The organism is Streptomyces sp. NPDC017056, from assembly GCF_044332485.1.
Lineage (GTDB): Bacteria > Actinomycetota > Actinomycetes > Streptomycetales > Streptomycetaceae > Streptomyces.
Genome location: NZ_JBIRPD010000011.1, coordinates 306,304 through 331,181, shown reverse-complemented (window position 1 = coordinate 331,181; position 24,878 = coordinate 306,304). Strand labels below are relative to the sequence as shown.

28 protein-coding genes are annotated in these 24,878 nt (G+C 72.2%); 16 read left to right on the top strand and 12 right to left on the bottom strand.

Features of this window, described 5'->3' with window-relative positions:
* The first annotated feature begins 10 nt into the window (after positions 1–10).
* Positions 11–763 (top strand): amino acid ABC transporter ATP-binding protein, encoded by a 753-nt coding sequence (locus ACH4OW_RS22450; protein WP_398029781.1) that lies wholly within the window; start codon positions 11–13, stop codon positions 761–763.
* A 113-nt stretch (positions 764–876) separates the two neighbouring features.
* On the opposite strand, the gene ACH4OW_RS22445 is transcribed toward ACH4OW_RS22450, so the two are convergent.
* On the bottom strand, positions 877–1,638 hold the full coding sequence (locus tag ACH4OW_RS22445) for a class I SAM-dependent methyltransferase (RefSeq protein WP_360141205.1): 762 nt from the start codon (positions 1,636–1,638) through the stop codon (positions 877–879).
* A 79-nt stretch (positions 1,639–1,717) separates the two neighbouring features.
* Between ACH4OW_RS22445 and ACH4OW_RS22440 the strand changes: the two genes are divergently transcribed.
* Positions 1,718–2,347 (top strand): CGNR zinc finger domain-containing protein, encoded by a 630-nt coding sequence (locus tag ACH4OW_RS22440; protein ID WP_398029759.1) that lies wholly within the window; start codon positions 1,718–1,720, stop codon positions 2,345–2,347.
* Here the strand turns inward: ACH4OW_RS22440 and sodX are convergent.
* Positions 2,251–2,715: a nickel-type superoxide dismutase maturation protease gene (gene sodX / locus ACH4OW_RS22435; RefSeq protein ID WP_398029758.1), complete on the bottom strand. Its 465-nt coding sequence runs from the start codon at positions 2,713–2,715 to the stop codon at positions 2,251–2,253. The two genes, ACH4OW_RS22440 and sodX, sit on opposite strands and share 97 nt — an antisense overlap.
* 186 nt (positions 2,716–2,901) lie before the next feature.
* On the opposite strand from sodX, the gene sodN reads away from it, so the two are divergent.
* From sodN to ACH4OW_RS22410, 5 genes are all read left to right on the top strand, one after another.
* Positions 2,902–3,297 carry a superoxide dismutase, Ni gene (gene sodN / locus ACH4OW_RS22430; protein WP_030017226.1) on the top strand — a complete coding sequence of 132 codons (396 nt, stop codon included), beginning with the start codon at positions 2,902–2,904 and terminating at the stop codon, positions 3,295–3,297.
* A 223-nt stretch (positions 3,298–3,520) separates the two neighbouring features.
* Positions 3,521–4,120: a chemotaxis protein CheB gene (locus ACH4OW_RS22425; protein WP_360133006.1), complete on the top strand. Its 600-nt coding sequence runs from the start codon at positions 3,521–3,523 to the stop codon at positions 4,118–4,120.
* Entirely contained in the window at positions 4,120–5,988 is a 1,869-nt protein-coding gene (locus ACH4OW_RS22420; protein WP_360133009.1) for a CheR family methyltransferase, read from the top strand. Before ACH4OW_RS22425 ends, ACH4OW_RS22420 begins: the two co-directional genes overlap by 1 nt.
* A gap of 28 nt (positions 5,989–6,016) precedes the next feature.
* A complete protein-coding gene (locus tag ACH4OW_RS22415) occupies positions 6,017–6,874 on the top strand; it encodes a GAF domain-containing protein (RefSeq protein WP_360133012.1) in 858 nt (285 codons plus the stop codon).
* A 22-nt stretch (positions 6,875–6,896) separates the two neighbouring features.
* Positions 6,897–7,628, top strand: a complete 732-nt coding sequence (locus tag ACH4OW_RS22410) for an ANTAR domain-containing protein (RefSeq protein ID WP_398029757.1) — start codon at positions 6,897–6,899, stop codon at positions 7,626–7,628.
* A 33-nt stretch (positions 7,629–7,661) separates the two neighbouring features.
* Here ACH4OW_RS22410 and ACH4OW_RS22405 read toward each other — a convergent pair whose 3' ends face one another.
* On the bottom strand, positions 7,662–8,618 hold the full coding sequence (locus ACH4OW_RS22405) for a LysR family transcriptional regulator (protein WP_360133017.1): 957 nt from the start codon (positions 8,616–8,618) through the stop codon (positions 7,662–7,664).
* 221 nt (positions 8,619–8,839) lie between these two features.
* Between ACH4OW_RS22405 and snpA the strand changes: the two genes are divergently transcribed.
* Positions 8,840–9,490 carry a snapalysin gene (snpA, locus tag ACH4OW_RS22400; protein WP_398029756.1) on the top strand — a complete coding sequence of 217 codons (651 nt, stop codon included), beginning with the start codon at positions 8,840–8,842 and terminating at the stop codon, positions 9,488–9,490.
* Between the two features lie 182 nt (positions 9,491–9,672).
* Here the strand turns inward: snpA and ACH4OW_RS22395 are convergent, their stop codons facing one another.
* The 5 genes from ACH4OW_RS22395 to ACH4OW_RS22375 all read right to left on the bottom strand — a co-directional run bounded on the left by ACH4OW_RS22395 (position 9,673) and on the right by ACH4OW_RS22375 (position 12,484).
* Positions 9,673–10,218: a hypothetical protein gene (locus ACH4OW_RS22395; RefSeq protein WP_360133023.1), complete on the bottom strand. Its 546-nt coding sequence runs from the start codon at positions 10,216–10,218 to the stop codon at positions 9,673–9,675.
* A gap of 25 nt (positions 10,219–10,243) precedes the next feature.
* Positions 10,244–10,993, bottom strand: a complete 750-nt coding sequence (locus tag ACH4OW_RS22390) for a GAF and ANTAR domain-containing protein (protein ID WP_360133026.1) — start codon at positions 10,991–10,993, stop codon at positions 10,244–10,246.
* Between the two features lie 110 nt (positions 10,994–11,103).
* On the bottom strand, positions 11,104–11,463 hold the full coding sequence (locus ACH4OW_RS22385; RefSeq protein WP_398029755.1) for an STAS domain-containing protein: 360 nt from the start codon (positions 11,461–11,463) through the stop codon (positions 11,104–11,106).
* A 212-nt stretch (positions 11,464–11,675) separates the two neighbouring features.
* Entirely contained in the window at positions 11,676–12,050 is a 375-nt protein-coding gene (gene crcB, locus ACH4OW_RS22380; protein WP_360133029.1) for a fluoride efflux transporter CrcB, read from the bottom strand.
* Positions 12,047–12,484: a fluoride efflux transporter FluC gene (locus ACH4OW_RS22375; protein WP_398029754.1), complete on the bottom strand. Its 438-nt coding sequence runs from the start codon at positions 12,482–12,484 to the stop codon at positions 12,047–12,049. The genes crcB and ACH4OW_RS22375 overlap by 4 nt, the downstream gene beginning before the upstream one ends.
* 216 nt (positions 12,485–12,700) lie before the next feature.
* On the opposite strand from ACH4OW_RS22375, the gene ACH4OW_RS22370 reads away from it, so the two are divergent.
* The 3 genes from ACH4OW_RS22370 (at position 12,701) to ACH4OW_RS22360 (ending at position 15,984) form a co-directional block, all read left to right on the top strand.
* Positions 12,701–13,459, top strand: a complete 759-nt coding sequence (locus ACH4OW_RS22370; RefSeq protein WP_398029753.1) for a FadR/GntR family transcriptional regulator — start codon at positions 12,701–12,703, stop codon at positions 13,457–13,459.
* Positions 13,452–14,741: a CynX/NimT family MFS transporter gene (locus ACH4OW_RS22365; protein WP_398029752.1), complete on the top strand. Its 1,290-nt coding sequence runs from the start codon at positions 13,452–13,454 to the stop codon at positions 14,739–14,741. Before ACH4OW_RS22370 ends, ACH4OW_RS22365 begins: the two co-directional genes overlap by 8 nt.
* 112 nt (positions 14,742–14,853) lie before the next feature.
* The gene (locus ACH4OW_RS22360) at positions 14,854–15,984 is read left to right on the top strand and encodes a magnesium and cobalt transport protein CorA (protein ID WP_398029780.1); all 1,131 of its coding nucleotides are present in this window, start codon (positions 14,854–14,856) and stop codon (positions 15,982–15,984) included.
* 39 nt (positions 15,985–16,023) lie between these two features.
* On the opposite strand, the gene ACH4OW_RS22355 is transcribed toward ACH4OW_RS22360, so the two are convergent.
* The gene (locus ACH4OW_RS22355; RefSeq protein ID WP_398029751.1) at positions 16,024–17,400 is read right to left on the bottom strand and encodes an FAD-dependent monooxygenase; all 1,377 of its coding nucleotides are present in this window, start codon (positions 17,398–17,400) and stop codon (positions 16,024–16,026) included.
* A gap of 91 nt (positions 17,401–17,491) precedes the next feature.
* Here ACH4OW_RS22355 and ACH4OW_RS22350 point away from each other — a divergent pair, with 91 nt between their 5' ends.
* The 3 genes from ACH4OW_RS22350 (at position 17,492) to ACH4OW_RS22340 (ending at position 21,519) form a co-directional block, all read left to right on the top strand.
* A complete protein-coding gene (locus ACH4OW_RS22350; protein ID WP_398029750.1) occupies positions 17,492–18,076 on the top strand; it encodes a TetR family transcriptional regulator in 585 nt (194 codons plus the stop codon).
* 59 nt (positions 18,077–18,135) lie between these two features.
* Positions 18,136–19,161, top strand: coding sequence for a helix-turn-helix transcriptional regulator (locus ACH4OW_RS22345; protein WP_398029749.1), 1,026 nt, complete (start codon positions 18,136–18,138; stop codon positions 19,159–19,161).
* Positions 19,162–19,242: 81 nt separating this feature from the next.
* Positions 19,243–21,519, top strand: a complete 2,277-nt coding sequence (locus ACH4OW_RS22340; RefSeq protein WP_398029748.1) for a heavy metal translocating P-type ATPase — start codon at positions 19,243–19,245, stop codon at positions 21,517–21,519.
* On the opposite strand, the gene ACH4OW_RS22335 is transcribed toward ACH4OW_RS22340, so the two are convergent.
* Entirely contained in the window at positions 21,503–21,919 is a 417-nt protein-coding gene (locus ACH4OW_RS22335; RefSeq protein ID WP_398029747.1) for a hypothetical protein, read from the bottom strand. The genes ACH4OW_RS22340 and ACH4OW_RS22335 overlap by 17 nt on opposite strands.
* A gap of 254 nt (positions 21,920–22,173) precedes the next feature.
* Here ACH4OW_RS22335 and ACH4OW_RS22330 point away from each other — a divergent pair, with 254 nt between their 5' ends.
* Complete coding sequence (locus tag ACH4OW_RS22330) at positions 22,174–23,112, top strand: beta-ketoacyl-ACP synthase III (RefSeq protein ID WP_398029746.1); 939 nt, start codon at positions 22,174–22,176, stop codon at positions 23,110–23,112.
* Between the two features lie 73 nt (positions 23,113–23,185).
* On the top strand, positions 23,186–23,611 hold the full coding sequence (locus ACH4OW_RS22325) for a VOC family protein (protein ID WP_398029745.1): 426 nt from the start codon (positions 23,186–23,188) through the stop codon (positions 23,609–23,611).
* Between the two features lie 34 nt (positions 23,612–23,645).
* Here ACH4OW_RS22325 and ACH4OW_RS22320 read toward each other — a convergent pair whose 3' ends face one another.
* The gene (locus ACH4OW_RS22320) at positions 23,646–23,870 is read right to left on the bottom strand and encodes a hypothetical protein (protein WP_360133060.1); all 225 of its coding nucleotides are present in this window, start codon (positions 23,868–23,870) and stop codon (positions 23,646–23,648) included.
* 92 nt (positions 23,871–23,962) lie between these two features.
* The gene (locus tag ACH4OW_RS22315) at positions 23,963–24,874 is read right to left on the bottom strand and encodes a glutaminase (protein ID WP_360133063.1); all 912 of its coding nucleotides are present in this window, start codon (positions 24,872–24,874) and stop codon (positions 23,963–23,965) included.
* Between the last annotated feature and the right edge of the window lie 4 nt (positions 24,875–24,878).

The window sequence follows — 24,878 nt, the reverse complement described above, 5'->3', positions numbered from 1 at the left end:
GTCCACCCCCATGGTCAAGGCCGAGGGCGTCCACAAGTCCTTCGGTGCCGCCCACGTCCTCAAGGGCATCGACCTGGAGGTCGCGCCCCGTGAGGTGTTCTGCCTGATCGGCCCGTCCGGCTCCGGCAAGTCGACGTTCCTGCGCTGCATCAACCACCTGGAAAAGATCAACGCCGGCCGGCTGTCGGTCGACGGCGAACTGGTCGGCTACCGGGAGGCCAACGGCAAGCTGTACGAGCTGCGCGACCGCGAGGTCGCCGCGCGCCGCCGGGACATCGGCATGGTCTTCCAGCGCTTCAACCTCTTCCCGCACATGACGGCGCTGGAGAACATCATGGAGGCGCCGGTCCAGGTCAAGGGCGAGTCCAAGGCGACCGCCCGGGAGCGCGCCGGCAAGCTGCTGGACCGGGTGGGCCTGGCGGGCAAGGCGGGCAACTACCCCTCGCAGCTCTCCGGCGGCCAGCAGCAGCGTGTGGCGATCGCCCGCGCGCTGGCCATGGAGCCGAAGCTGATGCTCTTCGACGAGCCGACCTCGGCGCTCGACCCGGAGCTGGTCGGCGATGTGCTGGACGTGATGAAGGACCTGGCGGCGGACGGCATGACGATGGTCGTCGTCACGCACGAGATGGGCTTCGCGCGGGAGGTCGGCGACTCCCTGGTCTTCATGGACGACGGGGTGGTCGTGGAGTCCGGGCACCCGCGCGACGTGCTGGGCAAGCCGCAGCACGAGCGCACCAAGTCGTTCCTGTCCAAGGTGCTCTGACACCGCCCGGGACGGTGGAGACGGACGTGACGGGCGGTGCGTACGGGCGTGAACGCCGCCCGGCACGTACCGCCCGTCACGTGTGCGGCCCGCCCGCCGGGCCGTGCGCGGGGCTACTTCAACCCGAGGACCAGCGCGTCGGACGGCGAGCGCCACACCGCGCGCGCCTCGGCGAACCCGGACTCGCGCAGCACCTCGCAGTGCCACGTCACCGAGGGGGTGTCGCCCTCGGCGTGCTCCCCGTAGATCTCGAAGCGCTCGGCGGTCGGCGCGGCGAGCAGCGGGTCGGCTGCGGCCCGCTCCCACCACGCGCGCCAGTCGAGCGCGCCCGCCTCCTTGGCCGCGTCCTGCCGCGCGTGCCGCAGGGCGCGCTCCGCCGCGTCGATGCGCGGGGTGTCCCCCTCGGGCATGTGGTCGGCGTTCATGAAGACGCCGCCGTCCCTGACCAGGGAGCCGAGCTGCCCGTACAGGCCGCGCAGCGGACCGGTGTGCATCCAGTGCAGGGCGGTGGCGGTGAGCACGGCGTCGTACGAGTCGTGGGGCAGGGCGTCGGTCCACGCCGGGTCCTTGAGGTCCGCGCGGACGAACGTGACCCGCTCGTCGCCCTCGAAGTACCCTTCGGCGATGGCCAGCAACGCGGGGTCGAGATCCACACCCACGCTCTCGGCCTTGGGAAAGCGCTTGAGCAGCCGGTCGGAGATGCTGCCCGTGCCGCACGCGAGGTCCAGCACCCGCGGCTCGGTGCCGACCAGCGCCTCGACCATGTCCAGCATCACGCGGAACCGCTCCTCGCGGTCCGGCATGTACCACTCCTGCTGGCGGTCCCAACTGTCCTGCCAGCCCTGCCAATCAGCACCGACGACAGTCTCGGTCATACCGTTACCTCCAGGCCGTAATACCCTCATAGCAACAACACCTATTACGAACCCTAGACCGCGCCCGTAAGGACTACAAGTGGATCTGGCCTATTACTCGGACTATGCCGTTCGGCTGGTCAACACCGAGCAGCCCGAGCGCGGCGGCGACACCCTCACCTCGGTCGAGGCCGTGCGCGAGCTGTTCGGGCCGCCCCAGCAGATGGCCCGCAGGGCGACCGAGAGCGACGTGACACGCCTGCGCGCGGTCCGCACCCGGCTGCGCGCCGTCTTCGAGGCGGCCGACGAGGGCGACGAGGTACGGGCGGTGGACCTGCTCAACGCGCTGATGATGGAGTTCCCGGTCAGCCCGCAGATCTCCGGGCACGAGTTCCGCGACGAGGACGGGCGCCCCAAGTGGCACCTGCACATCGCCGACCACGCGACCAACGCCACCGCCGGCTACACCGCGACCGCCTCCATGGGCCTGGCCTTCCAGCTCACCGAGCTGGGCGTGGACCGGCTCGGCATCTGCCAGGCACGCCCGTGCCGCAACGCCTACCTCGACACCTCGACCAACCGCTCCCGGCGCTACTGCTCCGACCGCTGCGCGACCCGCGCCAACGTCGCCGCCTACCGGGCCCGCAAGCGCCTGGACAGCGGACGGGCCGGCCGCACCGGCCGCACCGCGGAGACCGCCCAGGACACCACGCCGGACAGCGAGCGCTGAATCCCGCGCGGCGGCCGCACCCGCACCCAGGCACGGGCGACCACCAGCTCGTCCGGCACCGTGCCGAACTCCCGGCTGTCGTTCTCGACGAACGGATTGTCCCCCTGGACCCACCAGCCGCCGTCCCGCCGCTCGACGGCCCGCTTGACGATCAGCAGGTCCTGCCGGAAGGGATGGCGCAGGACGACGACGTCACCCGGCCGTACCACCGCTCCGTACTGGACCACCAGCTGGTCGCCGGGCCGCAGCGTCGGCACCATCGACGGGTTGTAGACCTCGGCGAGGCCGAAGGCCCGCAGCAGCCCCGCGCGCTCCCGTCCGTGCTCCTCTTCCTGCTCCGGTCCGCGTTCTTCCACCCGCTCCGGCATCCGCCACACCTCCCGGTCCGGGCCCGGCCTCGTCCGCGGCCCGGTCGCACCCGCTCCGGTCCCATCCTCCATCAGACCGAGCCGTGCACCGGCCTTTTGCCCTAATACCCCCGGGGCACCCGAGAAAAGGCTTCCCGTAGCGAGTAATCTCGCACCTGAGAAGACGATCACGAGGAAGGACTGAACATGCTTTCCCGCCTGTTCGCCCCCAAGGTGAAGGTCAGCGCACACTGCGACCTGCCCTGCGGTGTCTACGACCCGGCCCAGGCCCGCATCGAGGCCGAATCGGTCAAGGCCGTCCAGGAGAAGTACCAGGCCAACGAGGACGCCGACTTCCGCACCCGCGCGGTCCTCATCAAGGAACAGCGCGCGGAGCTGGCCAAGCACCACGTCTCGGTGCTGTGGAGCGACTACTTCAAGCCCCCGCACTTCGAGAAGTACCCGGAGCTGCACCAGCTGGTCAACGACACCCTCAAGGCGCTGAGCGCCGCCAAGGGCTCCAACGACCCGGCGACCGGCCAGAAGGCCCTGGACTACATCGCCCAGATCGACAAGATCTTCTGGGAGACCAAGCAGGGCTGACCTTCCCGCCGGGCGGCCCGATCCGCCCGCGCGAGAGAAGAGACAGCGGCACGGAGCGGCCGGGCGAGGGTGCACACCACTCGCCCGGCCGCTTCCCATATGCCCCCTGCCAGTGCCGGAGCCCCGTACGCGGGTGCGCCACCCGGCCGGCGGACCGGCCGTCCCCTTACCTTGGCGTGTCCGCGTACCCGCCGGTGAGCCCGGGTTTCGATAGGCTCGAAGCGTGACGACAGACCGCTGCGCAGCGGACCACTACGAGATCGTGGCCGTCGCTTCGTCCGCGGGCGGCATCTCGGCCCTGACCTCGGTCCTCGACGCCCTCGGAGCGGACCTGCCGGTTCCGGTCCTGGTGGTCCAGCACCTCGACCCGCGGCACCGCACGGTCATCGCCGAGGTGCTCGCCCGGCGCACCACCCTGCGGGTCAAGCTCGCCGAGGCCGACGAGCGGGCCCTGCCCGGCACCGTGTACATCGCACCCCCCGACCGGCACCTCCTGGTGGGCCCCGGAGGTACCCTGACCCTCTCCGGAAGCGAACTGGTCCACTTCCTGCGCCCCTCCGCCGACCTGCTCTTCGAGTCGGTCGCCGGAGCCTACGGGGCGCAGGCGATCGGCTGTGTGCTGACCGGGACCGGCAGCGATGGCGCCATGGGCGTGGACGCCATCAAGTCACGCGGCGGCACGGTGATCTCGGAGGATCCCCGTACGGCTGAATTCAAGGGAATGCCAGAGGCAGCGGTGGGTACGGGTTCGGTGGACTTCGTGCTGCCCCTGGAAGAGATCGCCGCGGTCATCCGCGGTCTTGTCGAGACCAAGAGGCAGTAATGGGTGAAGCGCGGGACGTCGAGGCGGACGAAGAACTGGAGGAACTGCTCGGTTTCCTGAGGGACGCCCGCGGATTCGACTTCACCGGTTACAAGCGCTCGTCGCTGGGCCGTCGTATCCGCAAGCGGATGTCCGACGTCGAGGCCGACACCTACGCGGACTACCGGGACCGCCTGGAGACGAACGCCGATGAGTTCAACGCGCTCTTCAACACCATCCTGATCAACGTGACGTCCTTCTTCCGCGACGCCGACGCCTGGACGTTCCTCCAGCGCGAGGTGGTGCCCGAACTGCTCGCGGACACCGGCTCCGACGAGGAGATCCGGGTGTGGAGCGCGGGCTGCTCCAGCGGCGAGGAAGCCTACTCGCTGGCCATCATGTTCGCCGAGGCGATGGGCGTCGACGAGGCACTGAACCGGGTCAAGATCTACGCCACCGACGTGGACGAGGAAGCGCTGCGCGACGCCCGCTCCGGCCTGTACACGGCGAAGTCGCTGGAACCGCTCTCCCCCGAGCTGCGCGACACCTACTTCGAGCAGAACGGCACCCGGTTCAACTTCCGCACCGACCTCCGCCGCCGGGTCATCTTCGGCCGGCACGACATCACCCGCGACGCCCCGATCTCCCGGCTGGACCTGCTGGTCTGCCGCAATGCCCTGATGTATTTCAACGTCGAGGCGCAGCGGCAGATCATCGACCGGTTCCACTTCGCCCTGCGGGAGCGCGGCTTCCTCTTCCTGGGGAAGGCGGAGATGCTGCTCAACGACGCCGAGCGGTTCGAAGTGCTCAGCATGCGCCAGCGCGCCTTCCGCCGGCGCCCCGGCGAGGCGGGGCCGCCCTACCACTCGACGCCCGCGAAGATCCGGGTGGGAATGGGCGGCGAGAAGCTGACCGTCGCCGCCCGCAGCCGGCAGCTGCGCGATCTGATCCTCGACGCCGCCCCGTCCCCGTCCATCGCGGTCGACGGCGAGGGCACCGCCGTACTGATCAACAGCCAGGCGCGCGCCCAGTTCGGCCTGACCTCCAACGACATCGGGCGGCCCTTCCAGGACCTGGAGATCTCCTACCGGCCCGTCGAGCTGCGCTCGCTGATCGAGCAGGCCACCCACGAGCGCCGCACGCTGCGGGTCAACGGCGCCGAGCGGCGGGTCGGCGAGGAGATCCAGTACTTCGACATCCTCATCCAGCCGCTGATGGGCGCCAACGGACTGCTGGCCGCCACCAACATCACCTTCACCGACGTCACCGTCTCCACCCAGCTCAAGGCCGAGAACAAGCGGGTACGCGAAGACCTGGAGACGGCGTACGAGGAACTCCAGTCCACCAACGAAGAGCTGGAGACCACCAACGAAGAACTCCAGTCGAGCATCGAGGAGCTGGAGACCACCAACGAGGAACTCCAGTCGACCAACGAAGAGCTGGAAACTACCAACGAGGAACTCCAGTCCGGCAACGAGGAACTGGAGACGATGAACGAGGAGATGCGCACCCGCACGGAGGAGCTGGACGAGGCCCGCGCCTTCCTCGAAGGGGTGGTCACCTCCATCGCCGCGGGCGTCGTGGTCCTGGACAAGGAACTGAAGGTCAAGAGCTGGAACCGCGGCGCGGTGGACATGTGGGGCCTGCGGCCCGACGAGGTGATCGACGAGCCGTTCTTCGCACTGGACTTCGGGCTGCCCACCGAGATGCTGCGCCCGGCCGTCGAGAAGTGCCTGGAGTCGGGCAAGCGCACGGCTCCCTCGCGGCTCTCGGCCGTCAACCGGATCGGCCGGCCCATCACCTGCAACGTCCTGTGCTCCCCGTTCGACCGGCACAACGGCGGTGTCGTCTTGTTGTTGGAGGCGGACCGCACCGATAACAGCGACTGAGAGCGACCGCAGGCGTACGCTGGTGACTATGGTCTGGGGCTCACGCAGGGACGTTCAGGCGGAGCTGGCCCGGCGACGTGCGGCCAGGGCCCGGCAGCGTGCCGAGCACGCCGCCGCGTGCGCCGAGCAGCAGGAAATCCTGGCGGCCTCGGTCGGCGGTGAGTTGCATACGGACCTGGCCAACGCCTACCGCAAGACCGCGGAGTGCCATCTCTCCTCCGCGCGCCTCCAGGAGGCGTACGCCGAGCGGATGGCCGCTTGGGGCGGTGAGGAGTTCAGCAGACCCCGCTTCATGACGGGCGTCGCGGAAGCGTGCGGAACCTCCAGCGCGGCGCTCACCCTGATGGGCACCGACCACGGCCAGCTCTCCGTCGCCTCGTCGGACGAGGCGTCCCGCGCGGCCCAGGACCTGGAGTTCGTGCTCGGCGAGGGCCCCGCACACGACGCGTCGGTGAGCCACCGCCTGGTCTCGGCCGCCGGAACGGCCATCGAGCGCCGCTGGCCCGCCTACGGGCCCGCGCTGACCGCCCTGGGCATCCGCGAGGTGGTCACCGCGCCCCTGCGGACCGACAACCACTGCATCGGCGCGCTCGCGGTCTTCGACCCGGGCAGCGGGCTGGCCGATTCCGGTGCGCTCACCGTGATAGCCGACGCCCTCACCCGTATCGTGCTGCTCGGCCCCGACGCCGACCCCGAACTGTACAACGGCGCCGACCACCGGGACAGCGTCCAGCAGGCCGCCGGCATGCTCTCCGTACAGGCGGGCTGCCTGGTACAGGACGCACTGGCAATGATCAAAGCACGAGCCTTCGCCGACGGGCAGTCACCGGACGCCATCGCCCGGCAGGTCCTCGGTGGCACGCTGAAACTCGCCCAGGGCAGCTGAACCCACCGAGGAGCCTCCACCCATGACCACCGCTCCGCAGCACCTCGCATCCGTCTTCGTGGAACTGGCGGGTGGCGGAGCGCCGGGCCCGCCCGGTGTCCCGACGCTGCTGGCCCGGCTCACCCGGCACAGCAGGGAACTGCTCGGCGTCCGCGCCACCGGGGTCGCCTTCACCCCCACCTCCCGCGACACACCGCAGGTCGCGGGCTCCGACGAAGGCGTACGCCGACTCGAACAGGACTCCGCCGCCTGGGACGAGGGGCCCGGCCCCGCCTGCCGCCGCTCCGGTACGGCGCTGCACAGTACGGCCCTGGCCGGCTCGGTGGCCCGGCAGCGCTGGCCGCGCTACGCGCCGCGCGCCCTGGCCCTGGACTGCACCCACGTCGCGGCCCTCCCCCTACGGGGCCACTCGGGGCCGGTCGGCGCCCTGGTTCTGCTCGCCACCAGCGGCACACCGCTGACCGGTGATCTGATGACGCTGGGCCAGTCGCTGGCGGACTTCGCCGCCGTCACCGTGGTGCGCGAGCACGAGGTCGAGGCCGGCCGCGCCCTTGCCGCCCAGCTGGAGCACGCCCTGGCCCACCGGGTCGTCATCGAGCAGGCCAAAGGGGCCCTGACCGCCCGCCACGCCCTCTCGCCCGACGCCGCCTTCACCGTGCTGCGCAGCTATGCCCGCTCCCACCAGCGCCTGCTGACCGAGGTGGCCCGCGAGGTGGTCGAGGGGCGCCTCGACCCGAGGCGCCCGGCGAGGTGAGGCCGGGCGTGGCCGTGGCTTCCCGCCCCCGCGTTACGTCGCGATCGGCAGCGGCCCGTCGTGCCGTACGAGCCACTCGCGGTACGCCGCGCTGGCCCAGGCCACTTCCATGTAGGAGGCGGTGAGGTCGGCGAAGAGGGCGTCGGCGGGGGCGGCCGGTGCCGCGCCCGGGCGGTGCGCCATGAAGAGGCGGACAGCCAGGGGGTCGCCGCGCAGCGGCCGGATGACCATGCCGTGCCGGGGGCGTGAGGTGGGCTGGCAGGGGGTGACCACTTCGCCCGCCGCGACCAGGTCGGCGGCGGTCAGATAGTCCCCGTGCACCACCCGGGGGTCCAGGCCGGCCGCCGTGAAGATCCGGCGCAGGCCCGTCCACTCGCCGTCCACGGACGGGTCGACCATCCACTGGTCGCCGGCCAGCTCGGCGAGGTCGACCACCGGCCGCGCGGCCGCCGGGTGGTGCGCCGGCAGCGCCACGAACTGCGGCTCCCTGGCGATCAGTTCGCGCTCCACCAGCCCGTCGGGGCGGCGCAGCGGCGCCCCCTCCACCTCGTGGACGAAGGCGACGTCGAGCTGGCCCATCGCCACCATCTGGAGGAGGGCGCTGGCGGACACGTCGATACGTATGGTGGTCTCCGTGTCGGGCAGCCTGGCCCGCAGCCGCCGCAGCCAGCCCGCGACGGCCCGGCTGCTGGTGCTGCCGATGCGCAGCCGGGAGCCGCCCCGCAGGGAGGCCGCGGCGATCTCGTCGACCAGCGCGCGCATGTCGGCCACTATCGGCCGGGCCCGGCTCAGCACGGAGTGGCCCAGCGGCGTCGGCCTGCTGCCGGTCCGCTCGCGGAAGAACAACTGGCCGCCCAGGGCGTTCTCGATGCGGCGGAGCTGGGTCGTCAAGGAAGGCTGGGTCATGCCCAGCTGCCGGGCCGCCTTGCGTACGCTGCCGGCGTCGGCGATCGCGCACAGTGCGCGAAGATGCCTCACTTCGAGCTCCACGACCGGAGCATAACGACGTTTGCGCACGTCACACCAGACTCTCCGGGCCTGCTCGGGCCGCTTTCCCCGCAGGGGTATCACCTGGTGCTATCGCCACCTGGCATCTCCGCGCCCCGGATGATCTCGAACAGACTCTCCGGCACCACAAGTTCATCCGCAGGGCCCCGGCCGCCGCCCCACACGGCGGCCGTACGGCCCCACGGGCGATAAGGAGTCCCCCCATGAGATCTCCCAAGACGGCGCTGTCGGCAGCGCTCGGTCTGGGCCTCGTCGCCGCGCTGGCCGCCTCGGCCCCCGCCACGGCGAGCACCGTCTCCTCCACCACCCCCGGGCACGCCAAGGTGACGGCCGCCGCGTACGTCGGCTCGGCCGCGGAGAAGGCCGACACCAAGGCGTTCTTCGAAGCCGTCATGAAGTCGGTGAAGGCCAAGCAGAAGGCTCACCCGGGCCTGAAGGCCGTCACCGTCACCTACGACGCCAGCGCCGCACCGACATTCAAGAGCCAGATAGCCGCGAGCGCGCAGATCTGGAACGGCGCGGTGCAGAACGTCAAGCTCCAGGAAGGCAGCGGCGGCGACTTCCAGTACCGCGAGGGCAACGACGCGCGCGGCTCCTACGCCAGCACCGACGGCCACGGCCGCGGCTTCGTCTTCCTCGACTACCAGCAGAACCAGGAGTACGACTCCACCCGCGTCACCACGCACGAGACGGGTCACGTGCTGGGCCTGCCGGACCACTACGAGGGCCCCTGCAGCGAGCTGATGTCCGGCGGCGGCCCCGGCCCGTCCTGCACGAACTCCCAGCCGGACCAGAACGAGCGGGCGCAGGTGAACCAGCTCTGGGCCAACGGCCTCAAGGGCCTGCGCCCCTGACCGGTCCGCTCCCCCGGCAGGTCCGGTAGCACGGCGGCAGCCGTACGGACCCGGGAAATTACGGAACGAGAGCGTTACGGTCCGACAGCGCCTACGCGCGCGGCGGGGTCATCAGGACCCTGCCGCGCGCGTACGCGTTCCGCCACGCGCGCCCGGCCCGCTTCGTACCGTTGGGCCGTGGCTCAGTGCGCCAGCACCCGGCTCCACGCCTCCACTTCGGGCTCCCCGTCGGACGCCCCGCGCAGCCGGCCCGTCGGGCGCCAGCCCCACGCCCGCACCGCGGAGCGCGCCGCCCCGTTCTCCGTACCGACCAGGGTGACCACCATCGTGGCGCTGCTGCGGATCAGCAGTGTCTCCTGGAGGCGGGTGGCGACGTGGCCGCGGCGGTGCGCGGGCAGCACCATCAGCTCGGCGACGACGAACACCCGCCCTGAGGCCGTCAGCTCTTCCAGCTCGCGCGGCACCTGGCCGTTGAAGCCCTGCCACCACCCGCCGTCGCGCTCGGCGGGAAAGCCGTAGGCGCAGCCGACCAGGGCCGGTTCGCTGGCGATGACCATCTCGAATCCGGGGCGCTGGACGTGCTCGGCGAACCGTTGCAGAAAGGCCCCCCGGCCGCGGAACTCCTCACCCGAGGGGCCCCGGTACGCCTCGACGTACAGATCGGCGACGGCCTCGCGCTGCGCTTCGGCCTGCCACCTGGTCAGGCGCCGTAAGAAGACTTCTGCCATGCGGTCCTCCAGCAGATCCTGCACATCACCTTCGGTTGAGGAAGTACTCCTTGACGAGGCCGCTGTCGAGCGTGCCGTCGACGATCTGGCGGGCCAGGTCCGCGAGCCGGCGGCGGTGGGCGCGCGCGTAGCTCCGGAAGATCTCGAACGCCTCGTCGACGGTCGTCGCCCAGCGCTCGGCGAGCATCCCCTTGGCCTGTTCGATGACGACGCGGGAACTCAGCGCGTTGCGCAGCTGGGTGCTCTCCGCGTGGCTGCGTTCCAGGCTGCGCTGCTGTACGAGGGTGACGGCCGCCAGGTCGGCCAGCGACCGGGCGAACGCCGCGTCCCGTTCGCCGAGCCGCGCGGTGGTGGTGGACAGCAGGCCCAGGACGCCGATGACGCGGGACCGCAGCCGCATCGGTAGGGCGTGCGCGGTCACATAGCCCAGTTCCCGCGCGCGGCCGGTGAACCGCGGCCACCGTTCGACGGTGCGCGCGTCGAGCAGCGCGATGTCCGTCTCGGGCGCCCCGCTGCGGTAGCAGTCCGCGTAGGGGCTCCGGAGGTCGGGCGGTTCGGCGGGGGGTGGCAGGCCGGCGTCGCCGCCGGTGGTCGCGACGGTGCGCAGCCGGCCGTGCGCGTCGGCGAGGAGGACGGCTGCGGTGTCGACGCCGAGCAGTTCCGCGCAGTGCGCGGACAGGCGGTGCAGGAGTTCTCCGGTGTCGAAGTCGCCGATGAGCCCCTCGGGCACTGCCACCTGCGCCTGTGCCGGGAGTTCCCGGACCATGGAGATCATCCCTTTCCGTCGTCGGCCGGTTGCGGCCCGTGTCCATGGTCTCCCGGTTGGTGCCTGATGACCACCGTGCCTCACGAACCCGGTTCTGGAGGCGGGCGGCCGTGCGCCGTTCAGGGCGAGCAGTTGGCCAACTGGTCGGAGCGCGCGTCGCGGACGCTCGCGTAGCGCGGGAAACGGCTGCTGAGGCGCGTCGCGCGCAGCAGGGTGGCGATGCCGCGCTGGGCGTGCACGACGCGGACCCAGCCCCCTTGCTCCACGGCCCAGGTCTGGGCGTCGCACAGTTCACGCAGCGCGGAGCAGTCCATGAAGGTGACTCCGGCGAGGTCGACGATCAGCCGGGGCGGGCCGGTGACGCGGCTGTGGCCCTGGCGCAGCAGGCTCCGGAAGCGTGGCGCCGTCATGAGGTCCAACTCGCCCTCGGGCCGCACTACTTTGATTTTTTTCGCGCCGATACGGTAGTGGATAAGCATGACCATCCCGCCCCTGATGCGAACGTGCACGTACTTGTCTCGTGATCGTGCGAACCGGGGTCCGGGGCACCGCGCCACCAGCGTATTCCGGCTGGCTGTCGGGCGGCGGTGAAGAAAGGTTCCGTTCGGAACTCGACCTCAATCGTTCACTCTTGTGGGTGTCACGACGTACAGCCGAGCCCATCAGGCGCGCCCGGTCACCCGCGTACCGCTCAGGACCACAGCGCCCGCGCGAGAGCCACACCGACGAACACCGCGCCGAGGCTCGCGGTGACGCTCGCCACCACGTTGGCCACCGCGTGGAACCGCGCGCCGCCGGCGGCCAGCCGCACCGTCTCGTAAGAGAACGTCGAGTACGTCGTCAGCGCACCGCACAGTCCCGTCCCCAGCAGCAGGAGCACCTGCGAGGACGCCGCCCCCGCCGCCACCGCGCCGGTGACCAGCCCCAGGACGAGCGAACCCACGACGTTGACCGCGAACGTGCCCCAGGGGAAAGCCGTGCCGTGCCGGGACTGCACGAAGCGGTCCGCCAGGAACCGCAGCGGCGCGCCGGCCATCGCGCCGGCCACCACCAGCAGCCAGTTCACCGCACACCCCGCCGGGCCAGCAGGAACCGGGTGCCCGCCATCGCGCACCACGTCGCCGCCAGCGCGGCGAGCAGGGTGACCGCCAGGCAGGCCAGGCCGAGGGCCACGCGTCCGGTCTCCACCAGGTGCGCGATGTCCACCGCGTACGTGGAGAAGGTCGTGAAGCCGCCGAGGATTCCGGTCCCCAGGAACGGGCGCAGCAGCCGGTGCGGCGACCCCAGCTCGGTGATCAGCGCCATCAGGACGCCCATCAGCGCGCAGCCGACGACGTTGACGAGGAGGGTGGTGACGGGCAGCGTCCCGGGGGTGGTGGGCCACAGCAGGCCGGCGCCGTACCGGGCGGCCGCGCCGATGCCACCGCCGGCCGACACTGCGGCGACGGCGGCCCACTGGCCGCGCCAGGGCGCCGGCGGTCGAGGGGCTCGGGTGTCCATGCGTCTCCTACTCGCGCGGTGCGCGCGGTGCCGCGCTTCCGCTGTGCAAGCAGGGACCGTTGGCGGCGTGACGTGCCGCGGTTGTGGTCCGGCGGGCCCCACCGCCGTACCGGGATCCGGAGATCACCGGCGGTCCCAGGTTAACGCCGGACGTTTGACACCGCCAAACATGGGATGTTCCCATCACCGGTGGAATCGAGAGGGAGGACGGCGTCCATGCCGCTGCGCAGCACCGCCCGCACCAGCCTGGTGGACCTGGTCATCGAGCAGATGGAACGGCTCATCGCCGACGGCGAGTGGGAGGTCGGCGAGAAGATCCCCGCCGAACCCGTGCTCGTGGAGACGCTGGACGTGGGCCGCAACACCGTCCGCGAGGCGGTCCGCGCCCTGGTGCACACCGGGATGCTGGAGCCGCGCCAGGGCGACGGCACGTACGTCAGGGCCAGCAGCGACTTCGGGGCCGCCGTGCAGCGCAGGCTGCGCCGGGCCGCCGACCTGGAGGCGTACGAGGTCCGCGCCTCGCTGGAGCGCGACGCGGCCCGCTACGCCGCCCTGCGCCGCACCGACGAGGACCTGGCCGCGCTGCGGGCCGCCCTGGCCGAGCGGGACCGCGCCTGGGGGAACAGCGACATCGCCGCGTTCATCGACGCGGACGTGGACTTCCACCGCACCGTCGCGGCGGCGGCGCACAACGGCGTGCTCGCGGACCTCTACGAGCACTTCAGCGACGCCCTGCGCGCCACCCTCCAGGCCGTCATCCGCAGGCCGCTCCCCGATTCCGTACGGCACCAGTTCGACGCGCACACCGCCATCGTCGACGCCATCGAGGCCCGGGACCCCGACGCCGCCGAGCAGGCCGCGCTCGCGCACCTGACCGAGGCCATGGACGCGCTGCGCGAGGCGCGCCCGTACGAGGGCGAACCGGCGGCGGACCCGCGCGACCCGGCACGTTCAGGAGAAGAAGCCCATGCATGACGACGGACCGGCCGCCACCGTGAGCGCCCCCGGCACCGGTGGCGCCGCGCGGCCGGGCGCACCCGCGGAGGACAACGCCCCGCACACCCCGCCGCCGGGCGCCGCCGGACGCCGCGCCCTCTACCTGGGCGCCGGGGTCATCCTCCTGGCGCTCAACCTGCGTCCGGCGCTCGTCGCCGTGTCGCCGCTGGCCGGCACCATCCGCGACGAGAGCGGCATGTCGGCCGCGGCGACCAGCCTGCTGACCGCGCTGCCGCTGCTCTGCTTCGGCCTGCTCGCCCCCGTCGCGCCGCGGCTCGGCCGCCGCTTCGGCATGGAGCGCTCGCTGCTCGGCACCATGGTGCTGATCTGCGCGGGCACGGCGCTGCGGCTGCTGGACCCGGTGGCCGCGCTGTTCGCCGGGACGATCGTCATCGGCGCCGGGATAGCCGTCGCCAACGTGCTGCTGCCCGGCCTGATCAAGCGGGACTTCCCGGCCAGGGCCGGGCTGATGACCGGTCTCTACTCGATGTCGCTGTTCGGCGGCGCGGCGCTGGCGGCGGGTGTCACCGTGCCGGTCCAGCGCGCGGCCGGGCTGAGCTGGCAGGCCACGCTGGCGTGCTGGGGCTCGCTGGCGGTCGTCGCGCTGGTGGTGTGGCTGCCGCAGACCCGGGCCCGTACCCGTACCACTGCGGCCGCCGCCCAGCAGGCGGCACATCCCGTGCGGGGCCTGTGGCGCTCCCCGCTGGCCTGGCAGGTCACCGGCTACATGGGCCTCCAGTCGCTCAGCTACTACGCGGCTGCCGCCTGGCTGCCCACCATGCTCACGGACGCCGGCCTGAGCGCGGGCGACGCCGGCTGGATGCTGTCGTTCTCCTCGCTGCTGGGCATCGCGGGCTCCTTTCTCGCCCCGGTGATCGTCGGGCGGCGGCTGCCGGCGGGCGCGCTGGCGACGCTCGGCGCGGTGCTCTGCGCGGCCGGTTTCGCCGGGATGCTCGCCGCGCCGGCCGGTGGCGCGTACGTGTGGATGACGCTGCTGGGTCTCGGCCAGGGCGCGGCCATCAGTCTGGCCCTGCTGTTCATCGTCCAGCGCGCCCCGGACATCCGGCACACCGCACAGCTGTCCAGCATGGCCCAGTGCTTCGGCTACGTCCTGGCGGCCACCGGGCCCGCGGTGCTGGGTGCCGTGCACGACGTCTCGGGCGGCTGGGCGGCGCCGGTGGCCGTGCTGCTGGTGCTGCTGGTGCCGCAGGTGGTGATGGGACTGGGCGCCGCGCGTCCCCTTCACGTGGCGGGCCGCTGAGCCCGGTGCCTACGCGGCGGAGCGGAGAAATCCATACGGGCGGGAAGCACGCGGAGGAGTCGCCGCGCCTCCCGCCCGGCCGTACGAGCGGGCCATACTGGTGTCCGTGTCGGTGATCAGCAACCTCCGTAAAGCGGTCCGCCTGCCGCAGCAGCGGCACCGTGGTGTCGACCTCAGCCACCCGGCGCGGTCGCCCCTGGGCACCGCCGTCGTCAACTGCGCGGTGTACGAGAACGGCGTGCGCCAGCCCGGCGACCACCCGGCCGAGGTGGCCGTGCGCCGGGTGCGCGAATCCGGCGACGGCTTCGTGTGGATCGGCCTGCACGAGCCGTCGGAGAAGGAGTTCGCCGGCATCGTGGAGCTGTTCGGGCTGCATCCGCTCGCCGTCGAGGACGCGGTCCACGCCCACCAGCGGCCCAAGCTGGAGCGGTACGACGACTCGCTGTTCACGGTGTTCAAGACGGTCTGCTACGTCGAGCACGACCGGCTGACCGAGACCAGCGAGGTGGTGGACACCGGCGAGATCATGGTCTTCACCGGCACCGACTTCGTCATCACGGTCCGGCACGGCGGCCACGGCTCGCTCGGCCCGCTGCGCGAGCAGCTGGAGTCGGACCCGGACCAGCTGGCCATCGGCCCTTCCGCGGTGCTGCACGCCATCGCGGACCTGGTGGTGGACGACTACCTGGACGTCGCCGCCGCCGTGCAGGACGACATCGACGACGTCGAGAGCGAGGTCTTCGCCGAGAGCACCCGCCGGGCCCCGGAGCCGGACAAGCGCCACGGCACGAAGGGCTCCGGCACCGGAGCGGGCCGGATCTACCAGCTCAAGCGGGAACTGCTGGAGCTCAAGCGCGCGGTGTCCCCGCTGGCCCGCCCCCTCCAGGCGCTCGCCACCCAGCCGATGGCGCTGGTCGACCCGGCCATCACCACGTACTTCCGCGACGTCTCGGACCACCTGGAGCGGGTGACCGAGCAGATCAACGCCTTCGACGAACTGCTCAACTCCATACTCCAGGCGCACCTCGCGCAGGTCACCGTGGCCCAGAACGAGCAGATGCGGCGGATCAGCGCCTGGGTCGCGATCCTGGCCGTACCGACGATGGTGTGCGGCATCTACGGCATGAACTTCGAGTACATGCCGGAGAAGCACTGGGCGTTCGGCTACCCGCTGGTCGCGGCCGTCACGCTCACGGTCTGCTTCCTCATCCACCGCGGCTTCAAGCGGAACGGCTGGCTGTAGGACGCGCCCCGGGCCCGCTCACCGCCTCCGGCCCGCCGCTCAGGCCAGGTAGCCGTCCGGGCGGACCAGGAAGGTGTCGCCCGGCGCCGCCGCGTAGGCCGCGAATGCGTGGCCCTCGGCATCGACGACGTACCGCCCGCCGACGGGCCGTTCGCCGGGGCGCAGTACGGCGTGGGCGTGCTCCTCGTCCGGTGCGGGCGCGCCGAAGGCCAGCCGGGTGAAGTGCGGGCCGCGGAACAGGTCGAAGAGGCGCACGTGCTTGCCGTCCGCGTCCAGCAGCGGGGCGTCGGGGGCGCGGTCGCCGGTGACGAGGGGGCCGGTGGCGTCCGCGGCCCGGTAGGTGATGTCGAGGCCGAAGCCCTCCTCGCCGCGCTTGTGCGCGTCCGCGCTGCCCGCCACGTACTTGTCCAGCAGGTCGGTGCTCACCCCGAGCACGCGCGCCGCGACCGCCCGCCGCTCGGTCTCGTAACTGTCGAGGGCGGTCTCCCCGGCCAGCTTCCAGCCGAGGTTGTAGGCGTCCTGTACGCCCGTGTTCAGGCCCTGGCCGCCGGTCGGCGGGTGGACGTGCGCGGCGTCGCCGGCCAGGAAGACCCGTCCCACCCGGTAGCGCTCGGCGAGCCGTACGTTCGGCCGCCACACCGTCGACCAGCCGTGCCCGGTCAGGCGCAGGCCGGCCGAGAACCGGTCGAGTACGGCCTGCATCGTCTCCAGTGAGGCGTCGTCCCCTTCGCCCAGGGGCGGCGAGATGAACTGGAACCTGCCGGTGCCGGGGAGCGGGGTGAGCGCGACGCCCCGCACCGGGTTGTCCGCCGCGGCGAACCAGTGCCCGACCGAGAGGTCGAGGCCCGGCACGGACACGTCGCCGACCAGCACCCGGAAGGTCTCGTCGGTGGCGCCGGGAAAGGCCACGCCGATCTCCTTGCGTACGAGGCTGGCGCCGCCGTCGGCCCCCACCAGGTAGTCGAACCGGGCCTGCTCCCCGGTGGCGAACCGCGCGGTCACGCCGTCCGCGTCCTGCGCGAGGCCGGACAGCTCGGTGCCCGGCTCGACGCGTACGCCGAACTCCTCCAGCCGGTCCCGCAGGATTGCCTCGGTCTGCGACTGGCCCAGCACCCACCCGTTCGGATACGGGACGTCGGGGCGGGGGTCGCGCGGCTCGGTCATCCAGTGCTCGCCGGCGAACCGGCCGTCGAGGTGCACGCGGAGCGGTGCCGGCGGCGCCCCGGCCGCGCGTACGGCGTCCAGCACGCCGAGGTCGTCGAACACCTCCAGGGTGCGCGGCTGGATGGCGTCGCCGCGCGAACCGTCGAAGTACGCGGTCGCCTTGTCGACGACCCGCACCGCGACGCCGCGCCTGGCCAGCTCGATGCCCAGCGTCAGCCCGGTGGGCCCGCCGCCCACCACGAGTACTCGCATAATGAATCTCCATTCCCTGAATCTGCATTCACTGAATCTGCATTCATCCTGTGGGCTGCTAGCGTGCGCTGTCAAGGAAGCTGGAGGGCACGTGAAGCGCGCGGAGCAGGCGGTCGAGACGAGGACGGCACTGATCGAGGCGGCCAAGCGCCTGTTCGCCGACCGCGGCTACCTGAACACGAAGATCACCGACATCACGGCGGAAGCCGGCCGGGCCGCGGGCTCCTTCTACCGCCACTTCGCGAGCAAGGAAGAACTGCTCAAGGCACTACTGGCCGAGCTGGCCGCGGCGAGCGACTCCTTCGCCGCGGCCGAGGAACACAAGTCGGACTTCGCCGACCCGGACGCGATCCGCTACCACGTGGCCGCCCACTGGCGGGTGCACCGGGAGCACGCGGCAACCGTGCTCGCGCTGCGCCAGGCGGCGCTGGTCAGCGAGGACTTCGCGCACACCCTCGAACAGTTCCGCCGCAGGCAGCTCGACGACCTGGCCGACCACTTGGCACACGTACGGAACCTGCCGGCATCCGTCGGGACCACGCTGACGCTGATGAGCGCGATGCTGGACGCCCCCGCGCATCTGCCGCCCGGGATGCCCGAGGAGGAGGCCGTCGAGGCGGCCACCCGGTTCATCTACCGCGCCCTGAACGGCAAGGACTATCCGCCGCAGCCGTAGACATAGACATAGACATGCCGGACAGATGTCGTCCTACATGGCACGGCATCATCGGCGGTATGAGTGAAACCTCGGCACGCCTGCTGAACCTGCTCTCCCTCCTCCAGACGCCACGCGAATGGCCCGGCAGCGAACTCGCCGAGCGCCTGCGGGTCACCCCGCGCACCATCCGCCGCGACATCGGCCGCCTGCGCGACCTCGGCTATCCGGTGCACGCCACGATGGGCGCCGAGGGCGGCTACCGGCTCGCGGCAGGCGCCGCGATGCCGCCACTGCTCCTGGACGACGAGGAGGCCGTGGCCATCGCCGTCGGCCTGCGCTCGGCGGCCGGGCACGCCGTCGACGGCATCGAAGAGGCGTCCGTACGCGCGCTGGCCAAGCTGGAACAGGTCCTGCCGTCCCGGCTGCGGCGGCGCGTGGGCACGCTCGGCACGGCCACCGTCCCGATGCCCTTCGGGGACGGACCGACCGTCTCCCCCGAACACCTGACCGTCCTGGCGGCGGCCGTCGCCAACCAGGAGCGGCTGCGCTTCGCCTACGAGGCGTTCGACGGCACCCGCACCAAACGCCTGGTGGAGCCCCACCGGCTGGTCTCGGCGGGGCGCCGCTGGTACCTGGTGGCGTACGACAACGAGCGCGCGGACTGGCGGATCTTCCGGGTGGACCGGCTGAGCGAGCCGTACCCCACGGGGGTACGGACACCGGCGCGCGAGCTGCCCGCGGCGGACGCCGCCGCGTATGTGACGGAGCGGATGCACGGCCTGGCCCCCGGGGTCGTCGCGGTGGCCACCGTGCACCTGCCCGCCGCGGAGGTGCGCGCCCGGCTGGGGGGCGCGGCGGCCGAGGTGGAGCCGCTCGGCGACGGGTCGTGCCGCCTGCGGACCTCGCCGGACTCCCTGGAGTGGACGGCGTTCCGGCTGGCGATGCTGGGCTGCGAGTTCACCGTGCACGAACCGGCGGAGCTGACGGCGCACCTGCGGGAGCTGGGCGGCCGGGTCCTGCGGGCGGCGGAGAACGAGGGCGAGAGTGAGGGCGAGGGCACCAGCACCGGTTTTACACGGACGGCGGATACCCCGGGGGGGTAGCCTTGATACCCCCTAGGGGTATACAGTCCAGGCAGTGGACGCGGCAGCACCCGCCGCCACCCCCGCCCCCAAGGAGCAGCCATGACCACCACCGTCGACGAACACCGCATCGAGCTGGCGATCGGCGGCATGACCTGCGCCTCCTGCGCCGCCCGTGTCGAGAAGAAGCTCAACCGGATGGACGGCGTCACCGCCACCGTCAACTACGCGACGGAGAAGGCACAGGTCGCCTACGAGGAGGGCGCAGGCATCGGCGTAGCCGACCTGATCGCCACCGTCGAGAAGACCGGCTACACGGCCACCGTCCCGGAACCCCCGGCCCCCGCCCCGACGCCACCCGAACCCGGCGCCGCCCCGGCGCCGGAACCTGACGCCGACGCCCTCGCCCCGCTGCGCCAGCGCCTCACCGTCTCCGTGCTCCTCGCCGTACCGGTGATCCTGATGGCGATGGTCCCGGCGCTCCAGTTCACCAACTGGCAGTGGCTGTCGCTGACGCTGGCGGCGCCGGTCGTGGCGTACGGCGCCTGGCCGTTCCACAAGGCCGCCTGGACCAACCTGCGGCACGGCACGGCCACCATGGACACCCTGGTCTCCATGGGCACGCTCGCCGCGCTCGGCTGGTCGCTGTGGGCCCTGTTCTTCGGCCACGCCGGGATGCCCGGCATGACCCACCCGTTCGAGCTGACCATCGAGCGCGGCGACGGCGGCAGCAACATCTACCTGGAGGCCGCGGCCGGCGTCACCGCCTTCATCCTGGCCGGGCGCTACTTCGAGGCCCGCTCCAAGCGCCGCGCCGGCGCCGCCCTGAAAGCACTGCTGGAGCTGGGCGCCAAGGACGTGGCGGTGCTGCGGGACGGGCGCGAGGTACGCGTACCGGTCGGCGAACTGGCCGTCGGCGACCGCTTCGTGGTCCGCCCGGGAGAGAAGATCGCCACCGACGGCACGGTCGTGGACGGCTCCTCCGCCGTGGACGCCTCGATGCTCACCGGCGAGTCGGTGCCCGTCGAGGTCTCCCCCGGCGACCGGGTCACCGGCGCCACCGTCAACGCGGGCGGCCGGATCACCGTCGAGGCGTCCCGGATCGGCGCGGACACCCAACTGGCCCGTATGGCGCGGCTGGTCGAGGACGCGCAGAACGGCAAGGCCGCCGCCCAGCGCCTGGCCGACCGGATCTCCGCCGTCTTCGTCCCGGTCGTCATCGCGCTGGCCCTCGGCACCCTCGGCTACTGGCTCCTCACGGGTGCGGGCGCGGTCGCCGCGTTCACCGCGGCCGTCGCCGTACTGATCATCGCCTGCCCCTGCGCGCTGGGCCTGGCCACACCGACCGCCCTCATGGTCGGCACCGGCCGCGGCGCCCAGCTCGGCATCCTGATCAAGGGGCCCGAGGTACTGGAGTCCACCCGCCGCGTCGACACCGTCGTCCTGGACAAGACCGGCACCGTCACCACCGGCGCGATGACGCTCACCGCCGTCCACCTCGCCGACGGCGTGTCCGAGGCGGACGCGCTGCGCCTGGCCGGCGCGCTGGAGCACTCCTCCGAGCACCCGATCGCCCGCGCCATCGCCGGCGCCGCGGCCGAGCGTACGGGCGAGCTGCCGGTGCCCGAGGACTTCGCGAACGTGGCAGGGCGCGGTGTCCAGGGCGTCATCGAGGGCCACGCCGTCCTCGTCGGCCGTACCTCGCTCCTCTCGGACTGGGCCATCGAGCTGCCCGCCACGCTCGCGGACGCCAAGGCCGCCGCGGAAGAGGCCGGGCACACCGCGGTCGCCGTCGCCTGGGACGGCGAGGCACGGGCCGTGCTCGTCGTCGCCGACGCGGTCAAGCCCACCAGCGCCGAGGCGATCCGGCGGCTGCGCGCCCTCGGCCTCACCCCGGTCCTGCTGACCGGCGACAACGCGGCCGTCGCCGGCTCGGTGGCCGCCGAGGTCGGCATCGACGCGGAACACGTCATCGCCGAGGTGCTGCCGGAGGACAAGGTCTCGGTCGTCAAGGCCCTCCAGGCGGAGGGGAAGTCGGTGGCCATGGTCGGCGACGGCGTCAACGACGCGGCCGCGCTCGCCCAGGCCGACCTGGGCCTGGCGATGGGCACCGGCACGGACGCCGCCATCGAGGCCGGCGACCTGACGCTGGTACGGGGCGACCTGCGCGCCGCGGCGGACGCCATCCGCCTCGCCCGCCGCACCCTCGGCACCATCAAGGCCAACCTGTTCTGGGCCTTCGGCTACAACGTCGCCGCGCTGCCGCTGGCCGCCGCCGGGCTGCTCAACCCGATGATCGCGGGCGCCGCGATGGCCTTCTCCTCGGTCTTCGTGGTGGCCAACAGCCTCCGCCTGCGCCGCTTCAAGCCGCTCGACTGAGCGGCGGGAACACCGGCACACGGCCCGGCCCCGGCAGAACCACTGCCGGGGCCGGGCCGTACGCGCGAGGGCACGCCGGAAGGGGCATCGCCGGGGCGAGCCCAGGCAGCAGACCGGGGTACCGAACCGACTGGCGCACCGCCTCCTGGCGGATCCGCCCGTAGCGGTGGCAGAGGGCGAGTGCGATCCGGGACTCGCCGAGCCGGCTCAGGTCGGCGGGCAGTGGGGCGGAGGGCTCCCACCCCGGCAGGAACTCCCGGCGGTGCCAGGCCACCTCACGCACTCCGGCGTCCAGCGCGAGCCAGTCGGCGGGGTCGGCGACATCAAGTGTGCCGTGCAGCGGCGCACCTTCCGCGAGCCGCGTTGCTGCCGCTGCCCCGTCCTCGATGTCCCCGAGCATTCCCGCCCCTCCAGCAGTCGTATCAAATGATCGTAGTAGGCGGGGTTCGCGTAGGGCGCCCGGATTTGGGCCCGTGATCGCCGAGGACCGCCGTCCCCGCCCGGCACGACCGACGCCGTACGCGCGGTATACGCGGCGGACGTGGCGTTCCCTCCAGATCTCGCCGCCGAGAATTGGCGGATCACGCAACGCCCACAGGAGCCGCACCCCCAACACTGGACGGGTACCGCCTCCGCACACGCACAGGGGTTCCCATGACGGGGTCACGCGTCCTGGCTCTCGGCCACTACCAGCCCTCCAAGGTGCTCACCAACGACGACCTCGCGACGATCGTCGACACCGACGACGCCTGGATCAGCAGCCGCGTCGGCATCCGCACCCGCCACGTCGCGGCGCCCGACGAGAGCGTGGACGCGATGGCCGCCGCGGCGGCGGCCAAGGCGCTCGCCGTCAGCGGTCTGGAGCCGCGGGACATCGACCTCGTCCTGGTGGCCACCTGCACGGCCACCGACCGCAGCCCCAACACCGCGGCCCGCGTCGCCGCCCGGCTCGGCCTGCCGGCGCCCGCGGCCATGGACATCAACGTCGTCTGCTCGGGCTTCACCCACGCCCTGGCCACCGCCGACCACGCCATCCGGGCCGGCTCCGCCGTCAACGCGCTGGTCGTCGGCGCCGAGAAGTTCACCGACGTGGTGGACTGGACGGACCGCTCGACCTGCGTGCTCGTCGGGGACGGCGCGGGCGCCGCGGTCGTCTCGGCGTCGCCGGAACCGGGCATCGGCCCGGTGCTGTGGGGCTCGGTGCCGGAGATGGGCGACGCCGTCCGCATCGAGGGCGAACCGGCCCGCTTCGCCCAGCAGGGCCAGGCCGTCTACCGCTGGGCGACCACCCGGCTGCCGGCCATCGCCCGCCAGGTGTGCGAGCGGTCCGGCATCGAGCCGGCGGACCTGGCCGGTGTCGTCCTGCACCAGGCCAACCTGCGGCTGATCGAGCCGCTGGCGGAGCGCATCGGCGCGGTCAACGCGGTCATCGCGCGCGATGTCGTCGAGTCCGGCAACACCTCGGCCGCCTCGGTGCCGCTGGCCCTGTCCAAGCTGGTGGAGCGCCGCGAGGTGCCGTCCGGCGCCCCGGTGCTGCTCTTCGGCTTCGGCGGCAACCTGTCGTACGCGGGCCAGGTCATCGAGTGCCCGTGAGGCCGGCCGCCGCTCCGTAACGGTGTCCGATTCCTTCAAGACCCGGGGCGGCCCCGCTTCCTACGCTCCCCGTATGAGCAACGCAATCCACCCCACACCCGTGACCACGACGCCGCGCCTCGCGGCGATCGGCGTGGCCGTCTCCGACATGGCGGCCGCACTCGCCTTCTACCGCCGCCTCGGTCTCGCGGTGCCGCCCGAGGCCGACGCCGCCCCGCACGCCGAGGCGTCGCTGCCCGGCGGGCTGCGCCTGATGTGGGACTCCTACGACACCCTGCGCGCCATCGATCCCGGGTGGACGCCGCCGGGCAGCGGCACCCCTACCGGCCTCGCCTTCGAGTGCGCGGGCCCGGCCGAGGTCGACAAGGTCTACGCGGAGCTGGTCGGCGCGGGGTACACCGGCGAGAAGCAGCCGTGGGACGCGCCCTGGGGGCAGCGGTACGCCGTGGTCCAGGACCCGGACGGGCACGGGGTGGATCTGTTCGCGCCGCTGCCGTGAGCGGCCGGGTGCCGGGCGCCCCGCAGGCGTGCGGCTACGGCACTTCGCGCAGGTAGAGCGCCCCGCACGAGTGGCAGAAGGGTTCGGCCGCCGACGTGCCCCAGGCGTCCGCGGACTGCACCGCCGCATCCGGTTGCAGTTCGCGTCCGCACATGGACAGGGTGCCGTCCAGCCGCACCATGTGCCACATCCGCACCGGGGCGTCCGCCCCGCCCGGCGAGCCGCCCTCCGCGTACTCGGCACGCATCTCGTGCTCCATGACGACGCACCTCCTCGCCACCACGATGCGCCCGGCAGCGCGGGCCCCGCCACTCGTAGGGCGGTCCCGCGTCACCCGTAGGACGGCCCCGCTCAGAACACCGACCAGCCGGTCAGCGTCGTGAAGTGGTCCAGGGCCGCCGCACCGGCGACCGAGTTGCCCCGGCGGTCCAGCCCGGGGCTCCACACGCACAGCGTGCAGCGGCCCGGCACCACCGCGACGATGCCGCCACCGACGCCGCTCTTGGCCGGCAGCCCCACCCGGTAGGCGAACTCCCCCGCCGCGTCGTACGTGCCGCAGGTCAGCATCACCGCGTTGATCCGCTTGGCCTCGCGCGCCTCCAGCAGGCGGCTGCCGTCGGCGCGCAGCCCGTGCCGGGCCAGGAAGCCGCCGGCCGTCGCCAGGTCGCGGCAGCTCATCTCGATCGAGCACTGCCAGAAGTAGTGCTCGATGACGCTGGGGACGGGGTTCTCCAGGTTGCCGAAGCTGGCCATGAAGTGGGCGAGCGCGGCGTTGCGGTCGCCGTGGTCGGCCTCGGAGTCGGCGACGGCCTGGTCGAAGGCGAGGTCCGGGTTGCCGCTCTCCTCGCGCAGGAAGTGCAGCATCGTGGTGCTGGCGTCGCCGGTCAGCGTCTGGAGGCGGTCGGTGACGACCAGCGCGCCCGCGTTGATGAACGGGTTGCGCGGTACGCCGTTCTCCCACTCCAGTTGCACCAGCGAATTGAAGGGCGTGCCGGACGGTTCGCGGCCGACCCGCTTCCAGATGTCGTCGTTGTCGTTGGCCATGACCAGGGCCAACGAGAACGCCTTCGATATGGACTGCACGGAGAACGGGACCTCCCAGTCCCCCGCCCCGTACACCTCGCCGTTGATGTCGGCGATGGCTATGCCGAAACGATCCGCCGACACTTTTTCGAGCGCCGGTATGTAGTCGGCAACCTGCCCATGCCCGACATACGGCCTCGCATAGGCCGCTACCTCCTCAAGAACGGCCTGGTAGTCCATGACG

Bases quoted from the DNA above. Each gene is read 5' to 3' on its own strand.
- ACH4OW_RS22450 (WP_398029781.1), top strand. From the start codon at position 11: ATGGTCAAGGCCGAGGGCGTCCACAAGTCCTTCGGTGCCGCCCACGTC.
- ACH4OW_RS22445 (WP_360141205.1), bottom strand. From the start codon at position 1,638: ATGACCGAGACTGTCGTCGGTGCTGATTGGCAGGGCTGGCAGGACAGT.
- sodX (WP_398029758.1), bottom strand. From the start codon at position 2,715: ATGCCGGAGCGGGTGGAAGAACGCGGACCGGAGCAGGAAGAGGAGCAC.
- sodN (WP_030017226.1), top strand. From the start codon at position 2,902: ATGCTTTCCCGCCTGTTCGCCCCCAAGGTGAAGGTCAGCGCACACTGC.
- ACH4OW_RS22420 (WP_360133009.1), top strand. From the start codon at position 4,120: ATGGGTGAAGCGCGGGACGTCGAGGCGGACGAAGAACTGGAGGAACTG.
- ACH4OW_RS22415 (WP_360133012.1), top strand. From the start codon at position 6,017: ATGGTCTGGGGCTCACGCAGGGACGTTCAGGCGGAGCTGGCCCGGCGA.
- ACH4OW_RS22410 (WP_398029757.1), top strand. From the start codon at position 6,897: ATGACCACCGCTCCGCAGCACCTCGCATCCGTCTTCGTGGAACTGGCG.
- snpA (WP_398029756.1), top strand. From the start codon at position 8,840: ATGAGATCTCCCAAGACGGCGCTGTCGGCAGCGCTCGGTCTGGGCCTC.
- ACH4OW_RS22395 (WP_360133023.1), bottom strand. From the start codon at position 10,218: ATGGCAGAAGTCTTCTTACGGCGCCTGACCAGGTGGCAGGCCGAAGCG.
- ACH4OW_RS22390 (WP_360133026.1), bottom strand. From the start codon at position 10,993: ATGATCTCCATGGTCCGGGAACTCCCGGCACAGGCGCAGGTGGCAGTG.
- ACH4OW_RS22385 (WP_398029755.1), bottom strand. From the start codon at position 11,463: ATGCTTATCCACTACCGTATCGGCGCGAAAAAAATCAAAGTAGTGCGG.
- ACH4OW_RS22375 (WP_398029754.1), bottom strand. From the start codon at position 12,484: ATGGACACCCGAGCCCCTCGACCGCCGGCGCCCTGGCGCGGCCAGTGG.
- ACH4OW_RS22370 (WP_398029753.1), top strand. From the start codon at position 12,701: ATGCCGCTGCGCAGCACCGCCCGCACCAGCCTGGTGGACCTGGTCATC.
- ACH4OW_RS22365 (WP_398029752.1), top strand. From the start codon at position 13,452: ATGCATGACGACGGACCGGCCGCCACCGTGAGCGCCCCCGGCACCGGT.
- ACH4OW_RS22355 (WP_398029751.1), bottom strand. From the start codon at position 17,400: ATGCGAGTACTCGTGGTGGGCGGCGGGCCCACCGGGCTGACGCTGGGC.
- ACH4OW_RS22345 (WP_398029749.1), top strand. From the start codon at position 18,136: ATGAGTGAAACCTCGGCACGCCTGCTGAACCTGCTCTCCCTCCTCCAG.
- ACH4OW_RS22340 (WP_398029748.1), top strand. From the start codon at position 19,243: ATGACCACCACCGTCGACGAACACCGCATCGAGCTGGCGATCGGCGGC.
- ACH4OW_RS22335 (WP_398029747.1), bottom strand. From the start codon at position 21,919: ATGCTCGGGGACATCGAGGACGGGGCAGCGGCAGCAACGCGGCTCGCG.
- ACH4OW_RS22330 (WP_398029746.1), top strand. From the start codon at position 22,174: ATGACGGGGTCACGCGTCCTGGCTCTCGGCCACTACCAGCCCTCCAAG.
- ACH4OW_RS22325 (WP_398029745.1), top strand. From the start codon at position 23,186: ATGAGCAACGCAATCCACCCCACACCCGTGACCACGACGCCGCGCCTC.
- ACH4OW_RS22320 (WP_360133060.1), bottom strand. From the start codon at position 23,870: ATGGAGCACGAGATGCGTGCCGAGTACGCGGAGGGCGGCTCGCCGGGC.
- ACH4OW_RS22315 (WP_360133063.1), bottom strand. From the start codon at position 24,874: ATGGACTACCAGGCCGTTCTTGAGGAGGTAGCGGCCTATGCGAGGCCG.